Raw genomic sequence first — 16185 nt, 5'->3', positions numbered from 1 at the left:
GGGTATTTTCTGCTTGATATGTTATAACACCAGGCTTATCAAGCGCCCAAAGAATGTGATAACATATCATCTTGGAGTGCGCATGATCCGTTTTTCCCTTTATGTAATTGGTGCCGGATTGGCAGGTCAAGCTGCAGCCGAAGCCCCAAAGGTCGCCACTGATATTGCTCCGGTTCATTCCTTGGTGGCACGCGTCATGGATGGGGTAGGATCGCCAGATCTGATCATCCCGCCGGGTGCTTCGCCGCACAGTAACGCGATGCGGCCTTCTCAGGCACGTGCATTGCAATCGGCGGATGTGGTGTTCTGGGTCGGCGAAGAGCTGACTCCCTGGATGGCCAAGCCACTGAGTGCATTGTCCGAGGATGCGCAGCTTGTGACTTTGCTGGATACAGATGGAACAGTTCTGTACGATTTTCGCGATGTTACCGAAGAGGGTCATGAAGAGGATCATCATGATGATCACGATGATCACGATGACCACGCCAAGCATGACGACCATTCTGATCATGACGACCACGACGATCATGATGGTCATGACGATCATGCCGAAGACAAACATGAAGGCCACGACGACCACGAAGAAGGGCACGCAGGCCACGACGATCACGGTCATGACCATGACCATGACGGAATTGATCCGCATGCCTGGTTGGACCCTGAAAATGCGCGGGTTTGGATTCAGGTAATCGCGGAATCTCTGGCGACCGCTGATCCGGAAAACGCGCAACAGTATCGAGACAATGCACAGGCCGCCGATGCCGAACTGGCTGGCTTGCAGGATGAAATAGCTGCTGATTTAAGCGGCATGCAGGCACGCAGCTTCATCACATTCCATGATGCCTATCAGTATTTCGAAAAGCGCTTTGGCTTGGAAACCTCTGGATCCGTCAGCTTGGGCGACGCCTCGGCGCCGGGACCCGCGCGTCTGGCCGCCCTGCAGGAAAAAGTTACCGAAGATCAGATCGTCTGCGCCTTTGCGGAACCGCAATACGACACTCGTTTGGTGAAAACTGCGATTGAGGGAACGGGCGCCGCAATCTATCATCTGGATCCGATCGGCGTGGCCCTTAACCCTGGCGCAGATCAATATACGGATTTGCTGCGCGCATTGGTCGACGGTTATCAGGCCTGTGCCAACGGATCGTAAAAAGCTGAAAGTTCAGCCTTTTTCCTCGCCACAGAACATGTCGTAGACAAGTTCCAGCATGCGGCGCGGGCGGTCATCCGCCAGACGATAATAGATCGCCTTGCCCTCGCGGCGGGGCGTCACCAGCCCCTCAAGGCGCAGGCGCGACAATTGCTGGGACACGGCAGCCTGACGCGCCGATAACAATTCTTCCAATTCGGTCACGGATTTTTCGCCAGACACCAGGTGGCACAGGATCATCAGGCGACCCTCATGGCTGATGGCTTTCAGAAAATTCGACGCGCGCGTCGCGTTGTTGACCATCTTGTCGAACGACTCGGGAGGCATATTTTGCGAAAGCTGGGGAAGGGCCATCGTTTGTTTCCTTTTCTACGCGTAAGCGGGGTGGGTGTTGTTTTGAGCGGATCCGATACGCGTTATGTTTGGTTACATATTATGATCATGTATTTCCATATGCACGGATCAAAATGATGTGATGTGACAGCGATGAGATTTGATGGACATCACCGCGATAACTTTGGCGACAGCGGGATTGGGCCTTAAAACACGGCGATAGGGGGTGAAGTATCCGGTCCCCCTTGCAGCCCCCCGATGGCGACACTAAGACTCGGGTAACGTTTCTTCGGGTAATGTCCCGATCCATAGCAAAGCAGGCAGGTTCAGAATGTTCGATCCAGTTGATACCTATATGAATACGCTCGTCCCAATGGTGGTCGAACAGACCAGCCGGGGCGAACGGGCCTACGATATTTTCTCGCGCCTTTTGAAAGAGCGGATCATTTTCATCAACGGCCCGATCCATGACGGGATGAGCCATCTTGTCGTGGCGCAGCTGCTGCATCTTGAGGCGGAAAACCCCAGCAAAGAGATCTCGATCTACATCAACTCGCCAGGTGGAGTGGTGACCTCGGGTTTGTCGATTTACGACACAATGCAGTATATCAAGCCGAAATGTTCGACATTGGTAATCGGTCAGGCGGCCTCGATGGGGTCGGTTTTGCTGGCTGGTGGCGAAAAAGGCATGCGGTTTTCGCTGCCCAACAGCCGCATCATGGTCCACCAGCCCAGCGGCGGGTATCAGGGTCAGGCCAGCGACATCATGATTCACGCAGCCGAGACACAGAAACTGAAGGATCGCCTTTATGACATATACGTGCGTCATACGGGCCAGACCAAAAAGGCAGTTGAAAAAGCACTTGATCGTGACAATTTCATGAGCCCGGAAGAGGCGAAAGATTGGGGTCACATCGACGAAATCGTTGAAAACCGCGCCAAATTGGACGGCGACGAGGCCTGAGTTTAAGCCCCCGGGCCGGTGGTGCGGGGGCGCATTTTGAGATTGTAGCCGTCTCGGTGCTGGCCTAAGCTGCACCAACAGGTGGCAAGCGCGGTTCAGGATGGGCCGCAGGGACGAAGCCCGAAAGGTAGAACATGGCGACGAATTCAGGCGGTGACGGCAAGAACACGCTCTACTGTAGCTTCTGCGGCAAGAGCCAGCATGAGGTGCGCAAGCTGATTGCCGGACCGACCGTGTTTATCTGCGATGAATGCGTCGAACTGTGCATGGACATCATCCGCGAGGAAACCAAGGCCAGCGGTCTGAAGTCCTCGGACGGGGTTCCGACACCGAAAGATATCTGCGAGGTTTTGGACGACTATGTGATCGGTCAGGCGACGGCCAAACGGGTTCTGTCGGTTGCGGTTCACAACCACTACAAGCGTTTGAACCACGCCCAAAAGGCGGGTGGCGATATTGAGTTGGCGAAATCCAACATCCTTCTGATCGGCCCAACCGGTTGCGGTAAAACCTTGCTGGCGCAGACATTGGCTCGAATTCTGGACGTACCGTTCACCATGGCAGATGCCACCACGCTGACCGAAGCCGGTTACGTGGGTGAGGATGTCGAGAATATCATTCTCAAACTGCTGCAAGCCAGCGAATACAATGTCGAACGCGCGCAGCGCGGCATCGTATATATCGATGAAGTCGACAAGATTACACGCAAGTCCGAAAACCCGTCGATCACGCGCGATGTGTCGGGCGAAGGCGTTCAGCAGGCGCTGCTGAAACTGATGGAAGGCACCGTGGCCAGTGTTCCGCCGCAAGGTGGTCGTAAGCATCCGCAGCAGGAATTCCTGCAGGTGGACACGACGAATATCCTGTTCATTTGCGGTGGTGCGTTTGCGGGTCTGGACAAGATCATCGCGCAACGTGGCAAGGGCTCGGCCATGGGCTTTGGTGCTGACGTACGTGACAATGATGAACGCGGTGTGGGCGAAATTTTCAAAGATCTGGAGCCCGAAGATCTGCTGAAATTCGGTCTGATCCCGGAATTTGTCGGTCGTCTGCCGGTTTTGGCAACGCTGGAAGATCTGGATGAGGACGCGCTGGTTACCATTCTGACCAAGCCCAAGAACGCTCTGGTCAAACAATATCAGCGCCTGTTCGAACTGGAAGATGCTGAGTTAGCGTTTACCGACGACGCGCTGAAGGCGATTGCCAAGAAGGCCATCGAACGTAAGACCGGCGCGCGCGGGTTGCGCTCGATCCTCGAAGACATCCTGCTGGATACGATGTTCGAACTGCCCGGCATGAAAAACGTGACCGAGGTTGTGGTCAACGAAGAGGCTGTGTCGTCCGACAAGCAGCCGCTGATTATCTATGCGGACGCGGCGGAATCGGCCTCGGCCGGTTAAGTTCAAAACGAATTAGCAAACACGGCGCGGCATGGACCGCGCCGTTTTCTTTTGGAGGCATCATGACGATCAAACGTATCTCCTCGGGCGGAGAATTCGAAGCCAAAATAGGCTACTGCCGTGCGGTGGTAGCCGGTGGCTGGGTTCATGTGGCTGGGACGGTCGGGCAGGGCGATGATGTGATCCAACAATGTCGTGCAGCACTGGTGACGATCGAAAAAGCTCTGAGCGAGGCTGGGGCCAGCTTTGCTGATGTTGTTCGCGTAACATACATGCTGCCGGACCGTGCCGAATTTGAACCCTGCTGGCCGATTTTGCGAGAGTATTTCGGAGAAAACCCTCCGGCCACATCCATGATCGAATGCGGTTTGATTGATCCGAAATTCCGGATCGAAATTGAAGTAACGGCTTATTTGCCGGAATAGTGAGTGCAGCCTTTGTGACACTGGACCTTGGCGTGCCTTTGGTCCATATCTGCGGGGACAGAAATGCCGGAGGCAGCCGATGGGAATCCTGAACACGCTATTGCGGGCCGTAACCTGGTGGAACGGGGCCACTCTGAACACGCAGATTTATACCGCGCGCAAGGGCGTCAAGGTCGGTGAGGACAACGAAGGCAACGTGTTCTACCAAAACGCCGATGACAGTAAGCGCTGGGTGATTTTCAACGGCGAAGCCGAGGCAAGCCGGATCGATCCGGATTGGCACGGTTGGCTGCACCGTACCTGGGACGAGCCGCCAACCGACAAACCGTTACAGCACAAATCCTGGGAAAAGCCCCATCAAGAAAACCTGACGGGTACCGCACTGGCTTATGCACCCGCGGGATCTCTGCGTCGGCAAGATCCGATCGAGCGCAAAGATTACGAGGCCTGGAGCCCGGAATAAACGAGGCGAGCAATGTCTACTTACAATGTGACCGAAGTTCTTGTCGGCGGGGCCGTTTTGGCCTGTGCCGTTGCCTTTGGCGTCTATGCAAGCCAATCCACCGGTCTGTCGCAAGGCGGTGAAGGGTATCAACTGGGGGCCTCCTTCCGGTCGCTGGAAGGTGTCGGTGTCGGCACGGATGTACGTCTGGCCGGGGTCAAGATTGGCACGGTAACCGGTGTTACCCTAAACGCAGACACCTATCGTGCGGACACGACATTCACGATCCGGGACGGTATTCTGGTGCCTGATGACAGTGCCATCGTGATCTCTTCCGAAGGGCTGCTGGGCGGCAATTTCGTTGAGGTGATGCCCGGTGGTTCGCCTTTCTATTTCGAGCCGGGCGATCAGGTCGAAGATACCCAAGGCGCGGTGAGCCTGATCTCACTACTGGTCAAATTCGTGGCCGGGGATAGCAGCGAATGAGGCGTTTCGCCCTAATCGCTGCGCTGCTGCTCGCCTCTGGCGCATCAGCTCAGGAAAAGGTTCAATCCGCCCCCGGAGCAATCCTGCGGGGCCTGGACAAAGTCAGCGGCCAAACCGTCGATGTCGAAATGCAAAACGGTCAGACCGGAGAGGTATTCGGTCTGGATGTTGCATTGGGGGATTGCCGCTATCCTGTCGATAACCCGACAGGTGATGCGTTTGCCTATTTGACGATCTGGGAAAAAGGTAAGTCGGATCAATTGTTTGACGGCTGGATGATTGCAACGTCTCCAGCCCTGAACGCGCTGGATCATGCACGCTATGACGTCTGGGTGATCCGCTGTATTACACCCTCGGGCGACTGAACCAAAGGCGTGGTAAAATCTGCGTTGGCGTTCAATGCCTCGTCCAATTCCTGACGGTATTGCGAGCGCGGAATTTCGATTGCACCCAAGGACGCCAGATGAGTTGTCAGAAACTGCGTATCAAACAGCCGAAACCCGGTTTGGCGCAGTCGGTCCACCAGATAGGCCAGTGCGATTTTTGACGCATCTGTTCGGCGTGAGAACATGCTTTCCCCAAAGAATGCAGCCCCCAATGTAACGCCGTAAACACCGCCAACCAATTGATCCTTTTCCCAAACTTCCAGAGAATGCGCATAGCCTGACTGATGAACTTGTATGTAAAGCTCGCGAAGTTCGGCATTGATCCAGGTGTCGGCGCGATCTGCGCAGCCGTCGACCACCCCGGTAAATTCCTGATCTATGGTGACAGAGAACCCGCAATTTCGGATGCGGCGTGCCAGACTGCGCGAGACGTGAAATCCATCCAAGGGAAAGACTCCGCGGAACTTGGGATCAACCCAGAACAATTCTGGTGCGTCGCGGTTTTCAGCCATCGGAAAAATTCCGATGGAATAGCCGTGTAGTAAGAGTTCCGGGGAAAGGCTCATGCGGAATGCTCGAAGGGCGAAGGATTGCAGCCCTTCGCCCCCAGTAGGTTAGTCAGGCATATTCTCAGCAAGCCAGCGTTCCAACCAGTGGATGTTGTAGGTGCCGCTGTGAATATCGGGTTCCTGCAGGAGGTCGTGAAATAGCGGCACAGTGGTATCAATGCCGTCCACGATCAGTTCGCCCAATGCGCGTTCCAGACGCGCCAGCGCCTCGGCCCGGTCGCGGCCCTGTACGATCAGTTTGGCAATCAGTGAGTCGTAATAGGGCGGGATTGAGTAACCATCATAAAGCGCTGAATCCATCCGCACGCCCAATCCGCCGGGCGCATGATAGGCCGTGATCTTGCCCGGGCAGGGTGAGAAGTTGGGCAGTTTTTCAGCATTGATCCGAACTTCGATGGCGTGGCCATTGATTTCTAGATCGTCCTGACCGAACGACATGTCTTCACCGGCAGCCACGAGAATCTGTTCCCGCACCAGGTCGACGCCAAAGATCCCTTCGGTTACCGGGTGTTCAACCTGAAGACGGGTGTTCATCTCGATGAAATAGAACTCACCGTTTTCGTACAGGAACTCGATGGTACCCGCGCCGATATAGTTGATTTTGGCCACGGCGTCGGCACAGACCTTGCCGATCTTGGCGCGTTCCTCTGGCGTGATGCAGGGGCCAGGGGCCTCTTCAAACACCTTCTGGTGGCGACGCTGCAGCGAACAGTCGCGTTCGCCCAGATGAACCGCTTTGCCTTTGCCATCGCCAAACACCTGAATTTCGATGTGGCGCGGCGTGGTCAGGTATTTCTCAATATAGACCTCGTCATTGCCAAAGGCGGCTTTGCCCTCGGCACGTGCGGTCATGAATGCGCTTTCCATCTCATCGGCGTTCATCGCGACCTTCATGCCGCGCCCACCGCCACCTGCGGTGGCTTTGATGATAACGGGATAGCCGAAATCTTCGCCGATCTTTTTAGCGGTTGCCAGGTCAGGCACACCACCATCCGAACCGGGAACGCAGGGCACACCCAGTTGTTTCATCGTGTCTTTGGCGGTGATCTTGTCGCCCATGATGCGGATATGTTCCGCGGTGGGGCCAATAAAGGTGATGCCGTGATCTTCGACGATCTGCACGAACTCGGCATTCTCGGACAGGAAGCCGTAACCGGGGTGGATCGCCTGTGCGCCGGTGATTTCACAGGCCGAGATGATCGCGGGCATCGAAAGATAGCTCTGCGGGCTGGGCGGAGGGCCGATACATACCGATTCGTCCGCCATGCGCACATGCATCGCGTCGCTGTCAGCGGTTGAATGCACGGCGACCGTCTTAATCCCCATCTCGCGCGCTGCGCGGATGACGCGCAGGGCGATCTCGCCTCGGTTGGCAATCAGGATTTTATCGAACATGGGCCCGCCTTACTCAACGATGACCAGAGGGGTGCCGAATTCTACAGCGTCACCATCACCAACCAGAATACGCTTGATGGTGCCTGCTTTGGGCGCGTGGATATGGTTCATGGTTTTCATCGCTTCGACGATCAGCAGCGTGTCGCCTTCGGACACCGACGCGCCGACCGAAATGAACGCAGGTGCGCCCGGTTCAGCTTGCATATACACGGTGCCGACCATGGGCGAGGTTACGGCGCCGGGGTGGCTGGCCGGATCTTCCTGTGCGGCGGGGGCTTCGGCTGCTGCAGGCGCGGCGGCAGGGGCAGCAACGGGCGCAGCCGGGGCTGCGGCAGGAACGGCGACCTGAACCGGAGCAGCGGCGACCTGGTTCATGCGGCTGACGCGCACGTTCAGGCTGTCTTCTTCGCCATATTCGCGTTTGACCTGCAATTCGGTCAGATCGTTTTCGCGCAGCAATTCAGCCAGTGCCTTGATGAATGCCACATCCGCTTCGTGTTTGGTGTCTGTCATGAGTGTCCTCGACGGTTCCCCTTTGGCCCGTCTGTTCCTGCGGGCTTTGGTCTAATTACGCAGCGTTATAAGCCAAGCGCCCGGCCATGAAAAGCGCAGTCTCGGCCTGACAGATAAGGGTTTCACCCAAGTTTTCCCGGGGGGAAAGGGGCTACAGTGGCATTCCTGAAAGTTTCGCCACCAATTCGGGTAGTTTGCGTGCCCCAAATTTCTCAAGCAGGCGTGCGCGATAGGCTTCGATCGTCCGATAACTAAGGCCCAATTCAACCCCGATTTCCTTTGCGGACAGGCCACGGCAAGACATGATGGCAACCTCACGCTCGCGAACAGTCAGTTCGACCAGGGGACGTTCTTCCGAGATGTCGGAAAAGCTCCAGATGCCATGTCGGAACGGATCGTCCGGTGTTAACGAGCGCCCGCGGGCACGGCACCAGAACAGATCGCTGTTGCGCCTCCGCATGACCCGCTCATCCGTGTAATACCCGGTGTCGCGCATCACCTGCAGGCTGCGTGCGCCTATGCGCTCCCAATCGGCGACCGAGGGGTACAGATGCAACAGAGGCATGTTCCGATAATCCGCAACCTCGCCGCCAAAGGTGCGGGCGAACTGCAGGTTGCAGCGCCGGATAATCCGGTTTTCCAATTCGACTAACCCGATTGGCGCATATTCAAAGGCGGGATCGCTCATCCAGCTATCGTGCCGGGAATTGGGTGAAATGAGAAGGGGCAGTACGCAGATTCTGATCATAGCTGGTGAACGATGCGGCGTGCAGGTGTGTTAAATTTGTAAAGTGGTTTTGAAAATTTGCGCATAACTAATAGAAAAGAACAACAAGTTTTGAAAACATCCTCAAGAAATGACTTAATAAGTTCGTATAAGATAGGGGTAAGGGTATGCGCGATACGCTGACAGGCAGTCGCATTCGGGAAAGGCGTCAGATCGCCGGGATGCGCCAGGCTGAGCTGGCGCGGCGGGTCGGGATATCGGCATCTTACCTTAATCTTATCGAACACAACCGCCGCCGGATCGGTGGCAAGTTGCTGGTCAATATAGCGACGGTGCTGGCGGTGGAACCTTCGGTGCTGACACAGGGGATCGAAGCCACATTGATTGCCGCGCTACGCGAGGCGGCGGCTGATGCCGTTGGTCAACAGGCTGAACTGGACGGGTTAGAAGAATTCGCGGGCCGGTTCCCTGGATGGGCGGGTGTACTGGCCCAGATGCATCGGCGTGTGGTGTCGTTGGAGCGCACAGTCGAAACCTTATCTGACAGGTTGACTCATGATCCCCATCTGGCGGCGTCCATGCACGAGGTCTTGTCAACCGCTGCTGCGATTCGTTCAACCGCGGCTATTCTGGCAGACACGCAGGAAATCGAACCAGAATGGCGGGACCGGTTTCACAGCAACCTGCATCAGGATGCGGAACGCTTGGCGGATAGCTCGAAATCGCTTGTGGCTTACCTTGATGAAAGCGATTCCGCCGGGGATCATCGGGGCGTTCCGCTGGAGGATGTCGAGGCGTTTTTCGACGCCAACGGGCATCATTTCCCGCAGATCGAACAGGGTGGGCCCGGCGCTGAAATTGATCTGAGCGATCTGGATTCGGCGACAGCCAAATCCCTGACACGAGACTTTCTTGACATCTATGCTGCAGATGCCCGGGCCATGCCGCTAGAGGATGTGCAAGCGGCTTTGGCAGAATCTGCGTTGAACCCGCTGCAATTGGCGTCCCGGTTTTCGGTGGATCTTGCGACGGTGCTGCGTCGGTTGGCGGCCCTGCCGGACGGGTATCTGGGCCGCCCGACGGGTCTGGTGGTGTGTGACGCATCCGGCAGCATTCTGTTCAACAAATCCGTCCCCGGCTTTGCTATGCCGCGTTTTGGCGAAGCCTGCCCCCTGTGGCCGTTGTTTCAGGCCCTGAACAGGCCCTTGGTGCCCATTCGGCAACGCATTGTACAGCTTGGTCGGACGGCCGCTGTCTTCGACTGTTATGCCTATGCCTGGCCGCAATCCGTTTCCGGGTACGACGAGGGGCCAGTTTATCGCTCGGTGATGCTGGTACGCTCGGTCGAAGACGTGGCGCATGACGAACAGGCCGTGGCCCGGGTTGGGCCCAGTTGCAGGGTCTGCCCGCACAGCGACTGCAAGTCGCGGCGCGAACCGTCAATTCTGAGCGAAGGTTTTTGACAGTTTCCTGACACTGCGCGTAAGCTGTCGGAGACGGGTCTGCCAGTTTGTAGCCCGTCACGGGGAGGACAGATAATGAGCCGTAAGGTTCTGTTAATTGAGGATGAGCCCAACATCGCCGAGGCCATTCGGTTTCTACTGACGCGTGAGGGTTGGCAGGTGGAAACCCATGCCGAAGGCACGGACGCGTTGCAGGTCATTCAGGGGGCAAGCCCGGATCTGGTCATTCTGGACGTGATGTTGCCGGGCAAAAGTGGGATGGAGATTCTACGCGACTTGCGTGAGCTTGAAGATATGCAGGGCCTTCCGGTTTTGATGCTGACAGCCCGCGGCCAGTCCCGAGATCGCGAAATGGCTGAAAACGCCGGTGTCAGCCGCTTCATGACCAAGCCGTTTTCCAATACCGAGATGCTGACGGCAGTGCGCGACCTGCATGCGCAGGCGACACAGTCATGAGCACCGGCGAAGACCGGCCGCCCTCGGGGGTTCGGCCTTCGCTTTTTCTTGAGCGACAGAGTTATCGCCGCCGCAGGCTGTCAGACGCCGCGCGCCTGTTGCCATTTTTGGGGGCGGCGCTGCTGGCCATTCCGTTGCTGTGGCCTGATGAGCCGGGTGCGCCGGAAGGGGTGCCCCTGTCCTCAGCGATTTTTTACATCTTTGCCTGCTGGGCGGGCCTGATTGTTGCCAGCCTAGTGTTTGGCTTTGCTGCCCGGCGTATGGCCATTCCGGACGATTCCGAGCCCGAGACGGATTGATGGCCACGCTGAACGTCCTTATTCTGGTCTGCCTTGCCTATGTTGTTCTGCTGTTCGGGGTCGCGTTTGCCGCGGATCGGATGGCGGCGGCCGGGCGGGGGGCTTGGCTGCGTTCTCCACTGATCTACACACTGTCGCTGTCGATCTATTGTACGGCTTGGACGTTTTATGGCGCCGTGGGCAACGCCGCGCGGTCGGGGTTAGAGTTTGTAACCATTTACCTGGGGCCAACGCTGGTGATGGTCGGTTGGTGGTGGGGACTGCGCAAACTGGTGCGGGTCGGGCGCAGTCAGCGAGTGACCTCGATCGCTGACCTGATTTCTTCACGCTATGGCAAATCCAATACGCTGGCGATCTGTGTGACCATTCTGGCTGTGCTAGGCGGAACCCCCTACATCGCGTTGCAACTGCAATCCATTACCCTGTCGTTTTCTATCTTTGCCGAGGCTGACCCCTCGGGCCTATATCGCGAAGGTGCCAGTGTTTTCTGGGTTGCTGCAGGGTTGGCCATCTTTGCGATCCTGTTTGGGACCCGGAACCTGGATGCCAATGAACGGCACCACGGAGTAGTGACGGCCATCGCATTGGAATCCGTGGTCAAGCTGTTCGCGCTTTTGGCGGTTGGTGCCTTTGTGGTCTGGGGCGTTGCGGGGGGCGTGGGGCCGATGATGGACCGGATCGACGCCTCTGAGATCGGTCAGTGGAATGTGGATGCGGGGCGCTGGACAACGTTTATTTTCCTCTCTGCCGCGGCTTTTATCTGCCTGCCGCGTATGTTTCAGGTGATGGTGGTTGAAAACGCGGATGAAGGGCATCTGAGGACCGCTGCCTGGGCCTTTCCGCTGTATCTGCTGTTGATGAGCCTTTTTGTGGTGCCGATCGCGGTCGTTGGTCTGGACCTGATGCCCGAAGGGTCAAATCCCGATCTGTTTGTCCTGACTGTACCCTTGTCTCAGGGCAATGATTGGTTGGCGATGTTGTCCTTTATCGGCGGCTTCTCTTCGGCCACATCGATGGTTATCGTTACCGCAATGGCGTTGTCGACCATGGTGTCAAACCATTTGGTCATGCCAATCTGGCTGAGCACGCAGGAAGGGTCCGGCTCGGTTTCGGGGGACGTTCGGAATGTCGTTCTGATGGCGCGTCGGGTGTCGATCGCTGTCATCATGGCGCTGGGTTTCTTTTACTACCGCCTGTCCGGTGGCGGCGCGGCTTTGGCGTCAATCGGATTGGTGGCCTTTGCCGGGATTTCTCAAATCCTGCCCGCACTAGTCGGCGGTCTGTTCTGGCGCGGTGCTACGCGGACCGGCGCGCTGGTGGGGCTGACGGTAGGTTTCCTGCTTTGGATATACACACTGCTGTTGCCGGGGATGAGTGGGGCGTTGATACCCGAAACGGTCGTTCAAAACGGGCCCTTCGGGTGGGGTTGGCTGCGCCCGCAGGCCCTGTTTGGGATCGAAGGTATGGACCCGATGGTACACACCGTAATGTGGTCACTGTCCCTGAATACGGTGGCGTTCTGCGTTGCATCGTTGCTAAGCGTTCCCAGCCCGTTGGAACGCCTGCAAGGAGCGCAATTCGTTAACGTTTTCGACCATTCGGTCGCGCCGCGCGGCTGGACGGGATCGGTGGCCCAGAGCGAAGATTTGATGATCATGACCCAGCGGATTTTGGGGGCGGGCCCGGCGCAAGACTTCTTTCATGCCGAGGCAGAACAGCAGGGTGGTCGCTCTAGCCTGCCGGAACCCACGCCCGCCTTTCTGGAACGTCTGGAACGGGAACTCAGCGGCTCTGTCGGTGCGGCCACAGCGCATGCGATGATTGGCCAGATCGTCGGGGGATCATCCGTTTCGGTCGAAGACCTGTTGGCGGTGGCCGACGAATCCGCGCAGTTGCTGGAGTATTCCAGCCAACTGGAGGTCAAATCCGCCGAGCTTTCCCGCACCGCGCGGCAATTGCGCGAGGCAAACACCAAGCTCACGCAAATCTCGGAACAGAAGGATAGTTTCCTTAGCCAGGTCAGCCATGAGTTGCGCACACCCATGACCTCGATCCGCGCGTTTTCCGAGATCATGCGTGACACCGACGGGCTGAGCCCCGAAGAACAGACGCGCTATGCCGCGATCATTCATGACGAAGCTTTGCGCCTGACGCGATTGTTGGATGACCTACTTGATCTTAGCGTGCTGGAAAGCGGACAGGTCAGCCTGAACGTGGGCGGGGATACGCTTCGCTCGGTTCTGGATCGGGCGGTGTCCAGTGCATTGGCCGGAACCGGGCAAACACTGACCGTCAAACGCGCGAAAGCGTCCGAGCGTATCCCGCTGTTAACCGATCTGGATCGGCTGGGGCAGGTGTTCATCAATTTGATTTCCAATGCTCAGAAATATTGTGATGCTGACGAGCCCGAACTGACAATCTCGGCGCATGATGTTGGTGGGCAAGTTGTGATTGATTTTGCCGATAACGGCAGTGGCATCCCGCCCGAGGCGCGCTCGATGGTGTTCGAAAAATTCGCCCGTGTTGGCGTCGACAAGGCCGGGGGTGCCGGGTTGGGTTTGGCGATCTGCCGCGAGATTATGCAGCGCCTGGGGGGTGAAATCACCTATCTGCCCGGTCAGGGCGGGGCGGCCTTCCGTGTTCGGTTGCCACTGGCCTATCGGCAGGCCGCGCAGTGATGTGCTTGTAAAGACATTCGTAACCAGCATGGGTTTAGACAGGGTGTCAGACGCGGAAAAACACAGCGGATTCGAGAATGTCGCAAACGGTCAGCGCAGCATTGGCGCGCAAGCTTTCAGCGGGACGGGAAGAGCAGGGCGATAAGCCACGCTCGATCTTGCGGGCGCTGCGGCTGGCTTTTGCCCGCTCGGCCGGGGACAATTTGCAACTCCCGCTTGTTGTCATAGGGGCCAAACAATCCAACCGTACGCCGGACATGCTGGCGGGGCCGGTTGGGGAAGATTGGTTGATGCTGCAGTTTATGAACAGCGAAGGAATCTCTGCCGCTGTCTGCATGGATCTGGGCGCTGTTTCAGCCATCGTTCAAGTGCAAACGATTGGTGAGGTAATGGCGGATGATCCTGCGCCACGTGCCTTCACGCACACGGATGGTGCGATGGTTGCCCCGTTGGTCGAGCAGGTCTTGGCACGGTCTGTGGAACTGGTGGATGCGCCCTTGGATCAATCCAGTTTGTTGGGGTATGAATTTTCCACGCGTTTGGCAGATTTGCGCACATTGTCGCTGGCGATGGTTGAAGATACGTATCGGGTGTTTGACCTTACCGTGGAACTTGGCGGTGGCCTGCGGCAGGGCCAAATTTCTGTCTTTCTGCCCGATTATCCGGCAGAGCAGGAGGGGGAGGTCAGGCAAGAGGACACAGGTCCAAACCTTGAACAGGCTTCGGGTGTTTTGCGGGCAGAGTTAAACGCGGTGATCTGCCGAATGACCTTGCCGCTGGCGTCGCTGTCTGACCTTGCCGTTGGGGATGTGCTGCCGTTGACGGGATCACGGCTGGATCGGGCGCAGGTCTTGACGATCGACCGCGCGCCCGCTGCCGTTGGCCGTTTGGGGCAATGTGGCGGGATGCGCGCCGTGCGCCTGAACGAATGCGCACCGCTTACGGCGTTGACCCAATCTGAAGCGGAGGAGTTTCTGGAGGCCCGGTCGCCTGTGGCATCTCATCAGGAACCGGACATGCCCGCACGACCAGAGATGTCGCAGATGCCTGTGCCGTTCGATTCAATCGCACCGGAGGATTTGGAAACGAACCTGAATTTTGCCGACTCAGATCAAATGGTTGCCGAAATTTCGCAGCTGGCCGGGTTGTCGACGCCCACAACTGATCCCAATAATTCTAGCTAGTTTACTCAGTGTCGCCGCGGATCTGCTCAAGGATCGGGCGCAGGTTGTCCAGCGTGTAACCCGCTTTGGTGGTCGCGTTCAGGATGTCGTCCGCACTCATCCGATCGCACTGCCCCAATGCCCACACTACCGAACACCGCGTGCCCGAGGCGCAATAGGCCAGAACCGGTCCGCCGCAGCTTTCGGCCAACTCGCGTTGCAGGGCCACATTTTCAGGGGTCATGGTCTGGTGGGTCAGTTCCAGAACCTCGTATTCCATACCCGCCGCACGTACCGCGTCGCCGATGGCGTCTGATTGCATGTCCGCAGGAACCTCGACATTGGGCCGGTTGCAAATCACTTTGACAAAACCGGCATCGGCGATGGCTGGGACGTCCTCGACCGAAATTTGCGGCGAGACGGCGTAGCGGGGGGTAATCGGGCGAATCTCCATGGCAATTGCTTAGGCCGCGTTGGCGGCTCTGTCCAGTTGCGCACCAAGGGTAGGGGCCGCAACCATGCCCACAATCATGGCGATCAGGAATACAATTCCGCCAACTCCCCCATAGCCAAGCGAGGCAAGGGCCGGTCCGGGGCACAGCCCAACCAATCCCCAACCCATGCCAAACAGAACAGAGCCAAAGATCAACTGGCGGTCCAATTCGGGTGCGGCTTTTTGCGGAAACCTCCCTCCGGTCAGTGGGCGGCGGTTGGACGTCAACCGCCATGCGACAAGCATGGGAAGGATCGCCCCAGCCATCACAAAGGCGAGCGTTGGATCCCATTGTCCGAACATATCCAACCAGCCCTGCACTTTGGTTGTGTCGGTCATACCAGAGATCAGCAGGCCGATTCCGAACAACGATCCTGCAAGAAATGAAATGACTACGCGCATCAGATCAGCCCCCAGACATGGCGCAGCAGAGCGACCGTTGCGATCCCAGCCATGATGTAGACGATTGTGGCGACAATGCCCCGCAGGGAAAATCGGGATATTCCGCAAACGCCGTGCCCCGATGTACACCCGTTGGCGATGCGTGTGCCCAACCCCACCAATAGACCGGCGATAATCACGAGGGTGATGTTCCCGGTCAGATGAGTTTGGGCCGCGGGCAAGAGCAGGGGCCGCAGCAACAAGGGCACTCCGATCAATCCCGCAAGAAAAGCCAGCCGTTCAAGTGATCGATCACTGCCGTCGACCAGTCCGCCCAGAATGCCACTGGCCCCCATGATGCGCCCATTGCCCAGTAAATAGAGGGCAGCACCCAGCCCAATCAGAAGACCTCCGCCAAGGCCCCATATCCATTCAGGTTGCATTGTTTGTCCTTTGCGTGAC

The 16185-nt window shown here is 57.4% G+C and carries 20 protein-coding genes; 12 read left to right on the top strand and 8 right to left on the bottom strand.

Translation table 11 applies throughout. From position 1 onward, the window contains the following. Window positions 1-82: 82 nt before the first annotated feature. A complete protein-coding gene (locus ACR0AL_RS19400; protein ID WP_480649095.1) occupies window positions 83-1150 on the top strand; it encodes a zinc ABC transporter substrate-binding protein in 1068 nt (355 codons plus the stop codon). 12 nt (window positions 1151-1162) lie between these two features. Here the strand turns inward: ACR0AL_RS19400 and ACR0AL_RS19395 are convergent, their stop codons facing one another. Then, complete coding sequence (locus ACR0AL_RS19395; RefSeq protein WP_170351344.1) at window positions 1163-1504, bottom strand: ArsR/SmtB family transcription factor; 342 nt, start codon at window positions 1502-1504, stop codon at window positions 1163-1165. A 310-nt stretch (window positions 1505-1814) separates the two neighbouring features. Between ACR0AL_RS19395 and ACR0AL_RS19390 the strand changes: the two genes are divergently transcribed. The 6 genes from ACR0AL_RS19390 (at window position 1815) to ACR0AL_RS19365 (ending at window position 5565) form a co-directional block, all read left to right on the top strand. Continuing rightward, on the top strand, window positions 1815-2447 hold the full coding sequence (locus tag ACR0AL_RS19390) for an ATP-dependent Clp protease proteolytic subunit (RefSeq protein WP_170326811.1): 633 nt from the start codon (window positions 1815-1817) through the stop codon (window positions 2445-2447). Between the two features lie 134 nt (window positions 2448-2581). Then, window positions 2582-3847, top strand: a complete 1266-nt coding sequence (clpX, locus tag ACR0AL_RS19385) for an ATP-dependent Clp protease ATP-binding subunit ClpX (protein ID WP_170351343.1) — start codon at window positions 2582-2584, stop codon at window positions 3845-3847. Between the two features lie 62 nt (window positions 3848-3909). Further along, the gene (locus ACR0AL_RS19380; RefSeq protein ID WP_170379183.1) at window positions 3910-4272 is read left to right on the top strand and encodes a RidA family protein; all 363 of its coding nucleotides are present in this window, start codon (window positions 3910-3912) and stop codon (window positions 4270-4272) included. Between the two features lie 79 nt (window positions 4273-4351). Then, complete coding sequence (locus ACR0AL_RS19375) at window positions 4352-4735, top strand: NADH:ubiquinone oxidoreductase subunit NDUFA12 (protein WP_170362565.1); 384 nt, start codon at window positions 4352-4354, stop codon at window positions 4733-4735. 12 nt (window positions 4736-4747) lie between these two features. Next, window positions 4748-5200 carry an outer membrane lipid asymmetry maintenance protein MlaD gene (mlaD, locus tag ACR0AL_RS19370; RefSeq protein ID WP_170379185.1) on the top strand — a complete coding sequence of 151 codons (453 nt, stop codon included), beginning with the start codon at window positions 4748-4750 and terminating at the stop codon, window positions 5198-5200. Continuing rightward, window positions 5197-5565, top strand: a complete 369-nt coding sequence (locus tag ACR0AL_RS19365; RefSeq protein WP_170379187.1) for a DUF2155 domain-containing protein — start codon at window positions 5197-5199, stop codon at window positions 5563-5565. The genes mlaD and ACR0AL_RS19365 overlap by 4 nt, the downstream gene beginning before the upstream one ends. Here ACR0AL_RS19365 and aat read toward each other — a convergent pair. The 4 genes from aat to ACR0AL_RS19345 form a co-directional block, all read right to left on the bottom strand. Beyond that, window positions 5520-6152 (bottom strand): leucyl/phenylalanyl-tRNA--protein transferase, encoded by a 633-nt coding sequence (aat, locus tag ACR0AL_RS19360; protein WP_170379189.1) that lies wholly within the window; start codon window positions 6150-6152, stop codon window positions 5520-5522. The two genes, ACR0AL_RS19365 and aat, sit on opposite strands and share 46 nt — an antisense overlap. 48 nt (window positions 6153-6200) lie before the next feature. After that, the gene (accC, locus tag ACR0AL_RS19355) at window positions 6201-7550 is read right to left on the bottom strand and encodes an acetyl-CoA carboxylase biotin carboxylase subunit (protein ID WP_170351337.1); all 1350 of its coding nucleotides are present in this window, start codon (window positions 7548-7550) and stop codon (window positions 6201-6203) included. A gap of 9 nt (window positions 7551-7559) precedes the next feature. Beyond that, window positions 7560-8063 (bottom strand): acetyl-CoA carboxylase biotin carboxyl carrier protein, encoded by a 504-nt coding sequence (accB, locus tag ACR0AL_RS19350; protein ID WP_170351336.1) that lies wholly within the window; start codon window positions 8061-8063, stop codon window positions 7560-7562. A 151-nt stretch (window positions 8064-8214) separates the two neighbouring features. After that, window positions 8215-8751: a LuxR C-terminal-related transcriptional regulator gene (locus ACR0AL_RS19345; protein WP_170351335.1), complete on the bottom strand. Its 537-nt coding sequence runs from the start codon at window positions 8749-8751 to the stop codon at window positions 8215-8217. A gap of 206 nt (window positions 8752-8957) precedes the next feature. Between ACR0AL_RS19345 and ACR0AL_RS19340 the strand changes: the two genes are divergently transcribed. The 5 genes from ACR0AL_RS19340 (at window position 8958) to ACR0AL_RS19320 (ending at window position 14870) form a co-directional block, all read left to right on the top strand. Continuing rightward, window positions 8958-10253 (top strand): helix-turn-helix transcriptional regulator, encoded by a 1296-nt coding sequence (locus ACR0AL_RS19340; protein ID WP_170379193.1) that lies wholly within the window; start codon window positions 8958-8960, stop codon window positions 10251-10253. 75 nt (window positions 10254-10328) lie between these two features. Then, on the top strand, window positions 10329-10709 hold the full coding sequence (locus ACR0AL_RS19335; protein ID WP_480664327.1) for a response regulator transcription factor: 381 nt from the start codon (window positions 10329-10331) through the stop codon (window positions 10707-10709). Next, window positions 10706-11008, top strand: a complete 303-nt coding sequence (locus tag ACR0AL_RS19330) for a hypothetical protein (RefSeq protein WP_170351332.1) — start codon at window positions 10706-10708, stop codon at window positions 11006-11008. The genes ACR0AL_RS19335 and ACR0AL_RS19330 overlap by 4 nt, the downstream gene beginning before the upstream one ends. Further along, window positions 11008-13686: a sensor histidine kinase gene (locus ACR0AL_RS19325; RefSeq protein WP_170553944.1), complete on the top strand. Its 2679-nt coding sequence runs from the start codon at window positions 11008-11010 to the stop codon at window positions 13684-13686. Before ACR0AL_RS19330 ends, ACR0AL_RS19325 begins: the two co-directional genes overlap by 1 nt. 77 nt (window positions 13687-13763) lie before the next feature. After that, on the top strand, window positions 13764-14870 hold the full coding sequence (locus ACR0AL_RS19320; protein ID WP_480664325.1) for a FliM/FliN family flagellar motor C-terminal domain-containing protein: 1107 nt from the start codon (window positions 13764-13766) through the stop codon (window positions 14868-14870). Window position 14871: 1 nt separating this feature from the next. Here the strand turns inward: ACR0AL_RS19320 and ACR0AL_RS19315 are convergent, their stop codons facing one another. The 3 genes from ACR0AL_RS19315 to ACR0AL_RS19305 are packed head-to-tail and all read right to left on the bottom strand — an operon-like array spanning window position 14872 to window position 16166. After that, entirely contained in the window at window positions 14872-15303 is a 432-nt protein-coding gene (locus tag ACR0AL_RS19315) for a protein tyrosine phosphatase family protein (protein ID WP_170362573.1), read from the bottom strand. A 9-nt stretch (window positions 15304-15312) separates the two neighbouring features. Next, a complete protein-coding gene (locus ACR0AL_RS19310; protein WP_170398798.1) occupies window positions 15313-15744 on the bottom strand; it encodes a DUF6691 family protein in 432 nt (143 codons plus the stop codon). Next, on the bottom strand, window positions 15744-16166 hold the full coding sequence (locus tag ACR0AL_RS19305; RefSeq protein WP_170362575.1) for a YeeE/YedE family protein: 423 nt from the start codon (window positions 16164-16166) through the stop codon (window positions 15744-15746). Before ACR0AL_RS19305 ends, ACR0AL_RS19310 begins: the two co-directional genes overlap by 1 nt. Between the last annotated feature and the right edge of the window lie 19 nt (window positions 16167-16185).

The sequence above is a fragment of the Ruegeria sp. BB1 genome (assembly GCF_056539465.1).
This window is presented reverse-complemented; position numbering and strand designations above follow the sequence as displayed.